The organism is Novosphingobium beihaiense (assembly GCF_022832375.1).
GTDB classification, from domain to species: Bacteria; Pseudomonadota; Alphaproteobacteria; order Sphingomonadales; family Sphingomonadaceae; genus Novosphingobium; species Novosphingobium beihaiensis.
Genome location: NZ_JALHLG010000084.1, coordinates 1 through 7429 on the forward strand (window position 1 = coordinate 1; position 7429 = coordinate 7429).

A 7429-nucleotide genomic window follows, 5' to 3' on the forward strand; every position below is an offset into this window, starting at 1 on the left:
ACGAAAGAAAGAAGGTCAAGCGGCCAAAATTGGTCGTGAGGTCTGAAAATGAACGCGGGCTTGGTTATGAAAAGAAAACAATTTCAACGATGCTAATTTTATACTAATTTTAATCATCCCAATAACAGCACATTAATCCTTCATTGATCGTTCAATATATTGAAGAGAATGCTAAACTTAACTTTCGCACTTTTGTCTTTTCCTGAATCGTTGCGAAATATATAGCCGCCAATCCTCCCAGCCCGACTAGGGCTTAACGACAATTTGCGCTCTCGCTCTCCGGGGAACAATAAAAGGATTCTACGGCCCGCTCAAAAAGGCCGGCGTCAAAGCTGGCCTCCCCATTGCTCGCCACACGGCCTGCGCAAGTCGGCCGCGCGGCGCTGCCGTGAGGCAGAGTGCAGCGACGAAGAGGGTATGGCGATCAGTCAGCAAAGGAGTATCGGCGATATGCTGGAGATGATTCGCATGGCGACCGAGCGGACGCCGCAATGAGCAAGGTAATGGCTAACCACGCTAAAAGGTTAGCCACGGCACGACCGCAACCAACTGGAAAGGCATATAATGTTGGAAGTGTTGGATGCCCCGCGAGGATTCGAACCTCGATAGACGGAATCAGAATCCGTAGTCTTACCATTAGACGACGGGGCATCGGAGGGCGCCCCTCTAGTCGCGGTTGCGATTCGGGTCAAGCGCCTTGGCGGGGTATCTTCGCAGTGCACTTGCTCCTTGCCGCGCGGGAGGTTAGCATCGTGTCAGGTGCCCGCCCACCGGGGCGGGAAGATATGAACGAGATTTGATACGATGGCGGAGCAAGATCCGCCGGCAGCGAAAGCCGATGTGCCGGGCCGTGCGCGGCGGCGGCGCAAGGGACGGAAGGGCAAGTCGCGCCTGCCGGCCGCCGGTACAGCCAAAGCCAAGGCACGCCCCGTCCCGGGCGGAAGGCAAAAGAAGGCGGATGCCGCGCCGCGCGGGAAGGACGATTCCGGTGCCGTAGCCGTGCAAGTCGCGCAGCCGATATCAACGAGCGCCCCGCGACCTTCCTCGCCGCGCCAGTCCTATGCCGCGATCGATCTTGGCACCAATAATTGCCGCCTGCTGATCGCCCGGCCTTCGGGCGAGCATTTCACGGTGATCGATGCCTTCAGCCGCGTTGTGCGGCTGGGCGAGGGGCTCGCGCAGTCGGGCCGCCTGTCCGACGAGGCGATGGAGCGAACGCTGGCCGCGCTGCGGGTCTGCGCGGACAAGCTGATGCGCCGGAATGTCTTTCTGGCCCGCTCGGTGGCGACCGAGGCGTGCCGGCGGGCCGAGAACGGTCCCGAATTCATCGAAAGGGTCCGCCGCGAGACCGGCATTGCGCTCGACATCATCAGTGCGCGCGAAGAGGCTCGTCTGGCGGTTCTGGGCTGTCATGTGCTGCTGGAAGAGGGCATGGGCCCGGCGATGATCTTCGATATCGGCGGGGGCTCCACCGAACTGGTGCTGATCGAAAGCACGGGCACCGTGCCGCGCATTCTCGACTGGCAGAGCGTGCCCTGGGGCGTCGTTTCGCTGACCGAAAGCTGCCCTCCGGAGGGTGCTACCCGGGCCGAGCGGGAGGAGCGCTACCGCCATATGCACAGCCTTGTGTCCGATAGCTTCTCGGCTTTTTCCAAGCGCGTGTCGGGCGCGCGGGAGAGTGCCGGGCAGGCAGGCCCGCTGCGGCTTCTGGGGACCAGCGGCACGGTTACCACGCTGGCCAGCCTGCACCTGGAACTGCCGCAGTACGACCGGCGGATGGTCGATGGGCTGATCGTCCCGGCCGAATCGATGCGCGAGATCAGCGGCAGGCTTTCGTCCATGGCAGTGGAAGAGCGGCGCGAACTTAATTGCATCGGGCGCGAGCGGGCGGACCTGGTGGTTGCCGGGTGCGCCATTCTCGAATCGATCCTCGACCTTTGGCCCGCAGCCCGGCTTGGCGTGGCCGACCGGGGTATCCGCGAGGGTATCCTGCGCGGCCTGATCGCCTCTCATAGCTATGGGCGCGGTGAACGGAGCAGAACAGTGAATGATAGTGTGCGCCGCGCGGTGGCGTCGCGATGAGCCGCTCAGGCCGCAATCCCGGCGAGCGCCTGCGTACCGCCAAGAAACGCTCGACGAGTTCTGCGCGCTGGCTGCAGCGCCAGCTCAACGATCCTTACGTGAAGAAGGCGAAGGCGGACGGGTATCGCAGCCGGGCAGCCTACAAGCTGATCGAGCTGGACGAGAAGTTCGGCCTGTTCAAGGGCGTGACCCGTGCGGTCGACCTGGGCATCGCGCCGGGCGGCTGGAGCCAGGTGCTGCGGCTGAAAAGCCCGAAGGCGAACGTGGTGGGCATCGACCTGCTCCCGACCGATCCCATCGAGGGCGTGACCATCTTCCAGATGGACTTCATGGCCTACGAAGCACCCGCAGCGCTGGAGGGTGCGCTGGACGGGCCGCCGGACCTCGTGCTGTCGGACATGGCGGCCAATACTGTCGGGCACAAGCAGACCGACCACTTGCGCACCATGGGGTTGGTCGAGACGGCTGCCGATTTTGCAATCCAGACATTGGCGCCGGGCGGGACGTTCGTAGCCAAGGTTCTGGCGGGCGGCACCGATACCGAGCTGCTGGGGCTGCTCAAGCGCCATTTCACCAGCGTCAAGCACGCCAAGCCGCCCGCGAGCCGCAAGGATTCGTCCGAGTGGTATGTGATCGCCAAGGGCTTCAAGGGCTGACGGCGGGGCCCGTGCCGAGCCCGCAAGCCGCCTTTCGAAACAGACTCTAACGAAAACGGCCCGCGAGGCGACTCGGTGACGCCTGCGGACCGTTTTCGACCGGCATAGCCGATTCGGTTATGCGTAGATCAGGTGGCCGGAGCTTCCGCTTCGGCAGGCGCGCCGGTGGCTTCGCCTTCCGCCGGAGCGGTGGCGGCATCCCCTTCGGCCGGGGCTTCTTCGGCGGCCGGCGGCGGGGGCAGCGGCACGTTGGAGCCCTGCGCGTTGAGATACCGGATGATCGCGGCACGGTCTTCCGGCTTGGAAAGGCCCGCGAACGTCATCTTCGTGCCCGGAGCGAAAGCCTTCGGGCTCTTGAGCCAATCGTTCAGCTTGTCGAAGGTCCATTCGCCGCCCACGCTCTTGAGCGCATCGGAGAAGGCAAAACCGCCAGCGCCCTGGCCGATGGCTTCGCCGACCACGCCGTGCAGATTCGGGCCAATGCCGTTGGCGCCGCCTTCGTTGATCGTGTGGCAGGACTTGCACTTGGCGAAGATCGCCTCGCCCCTGGCCGGATCGGCGGCAGCGAGCAGCGTTGCCAGCGGAACTTCCTTGGGGCCCTCGCCCTCTTCGGCGACACCCTCGATGGCGTAGCCCATCGTTTCGGGCCGTTCGTGCTTGTCCGCCTCGAAATAGTGCGAACTGACAATAGCCAGACCAAGGCCGACAATGCCGGCGCCAAGGACCCAACCGGCAATGGTGTTGAAGCGATCGTCCATTCGTGCATGCCCCGCGCGTGAATGATTTACCCTTACTCGGATCGCACGCGCTCTAGTGTCGGGCAAGCGCAAGTGCAAGAGCCATTGCGGATATCGCTATTACGGCCTAGGCGCGCGGACGTCATGAATGCTTATCCCCAACCCGCATCGGAACTCGTCGCCCGTATGGGTGAGGCCGCCGCCGCAGACCCTTCGCGCGCGATGGCGCTGCAGGGCGCGCCGGGCTGCAATTCGCACCGGGCTGCGCTTGAATACGCCCCGGATTGCCTGCCTTTGCCGTGCTTTTCGTTTGAGGATGCGCTCGATGCCGTGAAGGAAGGGCGCGCCGAGCGGGCGATCATTCCGATCGAGAATTCGCAGCATGGGCGCGTGGCCGATATCCACTTCCTGCTGCCCGAAAGCGGCCTGTCGATCGTCGGCGAGCATTTCATGCCGATTCATCATGCGCTGATGGCGCTGGGGGACGGGCCGTTCAAGGCCGCCTACAGCCATCCGCAGGCACTCGGCCAATCACGCCACTATCTGCGCGAGAGGGGTATCGTGCCGATGGCCTATGCCGATACGGCGGGCGCGGCGGCGCTGGTGCGGGAGCAGGGAGACAGGGATGCCTGTGCGATCGCGCCGATGCTGGCGGCCGAACTCTATGGCCTCAAGGTAATCGAAGAGCACGTGGAAGACGCGGCCGACAATACCACGCGGTTCGTGGTGCTGGCGCGCGAGCCGCTCGACCCTTTCACGCTGGAAGGCCAGCCTTCGATGACCACGTTCATCTTCGAAGTGCTGAACATTCCGGCCGCGCTCTACAAGGCGCTGGGCGGTTTCGCGACCAACGGGGTCAACATGACCAAGCTCGAAAGCTATCAGACCGGCACCAGCTTCGCGGCGACTACGTTCTATGCCGATATCGAGGGTGCGCCAGGCGATCCGCGCGTGGATATGGCGCTCAAGGAGCTGGCATTCCATTGCAAGTACGTGCGCCCGCTCGGCACATACCGGCAGGCGCGCCCGCGCGGGTGAGGCCGTCAGGCGTCTGTGGCGCTAGTGTTACAATAGATTCATCGTGTTAGCCGCTTGCGCGGGATGGCACTGCATGCCAATCAGGCGGGCGTGACGGTTGCAGGGGCTCAGATCGAAAACGCAGCTGCGGCTGGAAATGCCGCGAGCGATTGGGAAGCCGTGCGCCAAGCGCAGGACATCCAGTTCGCGCCCCTGCCTGCCGTGCAGACCCCGGATGTGGATGTGCCCGAATGGCTCAAGGCGCTGGGCCGCATGCTGGAAGCGATCTTCGGGCCGCTGGGGCGGCTGCTGGGCATGTCGTGGCCGGTATTCCAGTGGGTGCTGATCGGGCTGGCGGTGCTGCTGGCGGTATTCCTGCTCTGGCGGCTTCTCGGCCCTGTGATCGCGCAGTGGCTGAACCGTGGTGAGGCGGCGGAAGAAACCCTGCACTGGACGCCCACCCGCACGGAGGCCGCAGCGCTGCTGTCAGAGGCTGACCGGCTTGCGGGCGAGGGGCGCTTTGGTGAGGCGGTGCACTTGTTGCTGCAGCGCTCTGTCCGGCAGATCGGCGATGCCCGGCCGGACTTGCTGATTCCCGCTTCCACCGCGCGTGAGATCGCGGTGCTGCCGATGCTGCCGGAAACCGGGCGCAAGGCCTTTGCCGCGATTGCCACGCGGGTCGAGCGCAGCCTGTTCGCCTTGCGTGATCTCGATGCGCAGGACTGGGCCGCGGCGCGCGCGGCCTATGCCGATTTCGCACGGATCGCACTTTCGGCATGAGCACGGGCACGGTCATGAAGGAGGCGATCACCGCAGGCCCCGTCCAGGTTGGCGCCAATCCTTTCTCGCGCCGCGCGGTTCTGGGCATCGTGCTGATCGGCAGCGTGCTGTTCCTGGCGCTGCTGTGGATGATCGGCACCGGTACGGGCATGGGCTCGGCCAACAACGGGCGCGCCCATGCCGCCAGCAAGGGGCTGACCGGTTATGCCGCGATGGCGGACTATCTGGAGCGGCGCGGCTATGCCGTGCGCAAGGTCCGCAACGAAGGCGCGCTGGCACAGACCGGCCTGCTGGTCCTGACCCCGCCCGCCTTCGCCGATGGCAAGGAGATTGAGAAGATAGTTTCCCGGCGGCGCTACCGGGGGCCGACGCTGGTGATCACGCCCAAGTGGATCGAAATGCCGCCTGTTCGCGAGCAGGCGAAAACCGCCAAGAAGGGCTGGGTGCGGCTGGCCGGTGCCCAGGAGCCGAGGTGGAAGGGCTTCCTCGATGACGTGACTGTTGGCCTGGATGCGCCGGTCAGCGTGGCCGCTGGCGATAAGAAAGCCGGTGCCAAAAGCGGGATCGCGCAATGGCGCGGGCTTGGCTTTTCCGGCACGCTGCCGGACCGCGAGCACCGGCTCTGGGGCAAGGGCGATCGTCTGGTGCCGCTGGTGAAAGGGCAGGACGGGCACATCCTGGCCGCCCTGATCGACGACGGCGGGTCTTACCCGGGGCTGGAAGACCTGGCGCTGGCCGGCATGCGCAGCAAGATCGAGGATGAGGACCTGTACCCGCTGGTGGTGGTCTTCGAGCCCGATTTGCTCGACAATTACGGCATGTCCCGCCGCACCAGCGCCCGGCTGCTGGACGCGCTGATCCCGGCGATGGAAGTGGACAAGGGCGGGCCGGTCCTGTTCGACCTGACGCTTAACGGGCTTGGCCGTTCGGACAATCTGCTGACACTGGCCTTCACCCCGCCGTTTCTGGCTGCGACGCTGTGCCTGCTGCTGGCGGCGGTGATCATCGGCTGGCGCGGCTTCCTGCGCTTCGGCCCGCCGTTCGCGCCGGACCGCGCCATCGCTTTCGGCAAGCGCGCGCTGGTGGCCAATTCCGCCGGGCTGGTGCGCCGCTCCGGCCGGTTGCACTTGCTCTCTGCGCCTTATGTGGAGCGCGCGCGGGAGCGGCTGGTGCAGGCGCTGGCCCTGCCGCGCACGCTCGATCCCGAACAGGCCGCCGAAGCCATCGACCGGGCCCTGGCCTCGCGCCATCCCGATGCCGAACCCTTTACCGTGATCGCTGCCCGCCTCATGGCGGCGCGGCGCCCGCACGATCTCCTGAAAGCCGCGCGCGATCTTCATGCGCTCGAAAGGATGCTGATCCGATGACCGAGTCCGATACACCCACCCTTGCCGACGTGGCGAGCCTTGCCGGCGCGATCCGTGCGCAGATCGGCAAGGCCGTGGTTGGCCAGGCCGAAACTATCGACCACTTGCTGATCGCGCTGATGGCGCGCGGGCACGTGCTGCTGGAAGGTCCGCCGGGCACCGCCAAGACCTTCCTTGCGCAGTGCTTCGCCGCGACGCTGGGGCTCGATTTCGGGCGCATCCAGTTCACCCCGGACCTGATGCCGGGCGATATTCTGGGCTCCAACCTGTTCAACTTCCAGACCAGCCAGTTCACGCTCACGCACGGGCCGATCTTCTGCGATCTGCTGCTGGCGGACGAGATCAACCGCACCCCGCCCAAGACGCAGGCCGCGCTGCTCGAAGCCATGCAGGAACGCCGCGTCACACTGGACGGCAGCGCCCATCCGCTGCCCGCGCATTTCACTGTGGTGGCAACGCAAAACCCGATCGAGAGCCAGGGCGTCTATCCCCTGCCTGAAGCGCAGCTCGACCGTTTCCTGTTCAAGCTGCTGGTCGGCTACCCCAGCCTTGAGGAGGAATGCCGCATCGTCGCCCGCTATGGCGAGAATCGCGGCGCGCCGCGCCCGGCGGATCTGGGGATCGAGGCGGTGACGAACCCCGCGCAGCTCGAAGCGATGACGCGCGCGGTGGCGGGCGTGACGCTGGCGGACAGCGTGACGGACTATATCGTCCGGCTGGTGCGCGCCACGCGCGAAAGCCCGGACTTGTCGAACGGCGCCAGCCCGCGCGCCGCGGTGCTGCTGGCCGG

General features: G+C 65.3%; 7 protein-coding genes and 1 tRNA gene. 6 read left to right on the plus strand and 2 right to left on the minus strand.

Annotation, left to right across the window (positions count from 1 at the left end; genetic code table 11):
• Positions 1-577: 577 nt before the first annotated feature.
• Positions 578-651: transfer RNA gene (locus MTR66_RS20895), tRNA-Gln, on the minus strand.
• 153 nt (positions 652-804) lie between these two features.
• Here MTR66_RS20895 and MTR66_RS20900 point away from each other — a divergent pair.
• Both MTR66_RS20900 and MTR66_RS20905 read left to right on the plus strand, forming a co-directional pair.
• Positions 805-2082 carry a Ppx/GppA phosphatase family protein gene (locus MTR66_RS20900; RefSeq protein WP_243924633.1) on the plus strand — a complete coding sequence of 426 codons (1278 nt, stop codon included), beginning with the start codon at positions 805-807 and terminating at the stop codon, positions 2080-2082.
• On the plus strand, positions 2079-2738 hold the full coding sequence (locus MTR66_RS20905) for an RlmE family RNA methyltransferase (RefSeq protein ID WP_243924635.1): 660 nt from the start codon (positions 2079-2081) through the stop codon (positions 2736-2738). Before MTR66_RS20900 ends, MTR66_RS20905 begins: the two co-directional genes overlap by 4 nt.
• A 128-nt stretch (positions 2739-2866) precedes the next feature.
• On the opposite strand, the gene MTR66_RS20910 is transcribed toward MTR66_RS20905, so the two are convergent.
• Positions 2867-3496, minus strand: a complete 630-nt coding sequence (locus MTR66_RS20910) for a c-type cytochrome (protein ID WP_243924637.1) — start codon at positions 3494-3496, stop codon at positions 2867-2869.
• Positions 3497-3619: 123 nt separating this feature from the next.
• Here MTR66_RS20910 and MTR66_RS20915 point away from each other — a divergent pair, with 123 nt between their 5' ends.
• The 4 genes from MTR66_RS20915 to MTR66_RS20930 form a co-directional block, all read left to right on the plus strand.
• The gene (locus MTR66_RS20915; protein ID WP_243924639.1) at positions 3620-4513 is read left to right on the plus strand and encodes a prephenate dehydratase; all 894 of its coding nucleotides are present in this window, start codon (positions 3620-3622) and stop codon (positions 4511-4513) included.
• 63 nt (positions 4514-4576) lie between these two features.
• Positions 4577-5272 carry a hypothetical protein gene (locus tag MTR66_RS20920; protein WP_243924641.1) on the plus strand — a complete coding sequence of 232 codons (696 nt, stop codon included), beginning with the start codon at positions 4577-4579 and terminating at the stop codon, positions 5270-5272.
• On the plus strand, positions 5269-6639 hold the full coding sequence (locus tag MTR66_RS20925; protein WP_243924643.1) for a DUF4350 domain-containing protein: 1371 nt from the start codon (positions 5269-5271) through the stop codon (positions 6637-6639). The genes MTR66_RS20920 and MTR66_RS20925 overlap by 4 nt, the downstream gene beginning before the upstream one ends.
• Positions 6636-7429, plus strand: a 794-nt coding sequence (locus MTR66_RS20930; protein WP_243924645.1) for an AAA family ATPase, incomplete at its 3' end; no start/stop codon positions are given. The genes MTR66_RS20925 and MTR66_RS20930, both read left to right, overlap by 4 nt.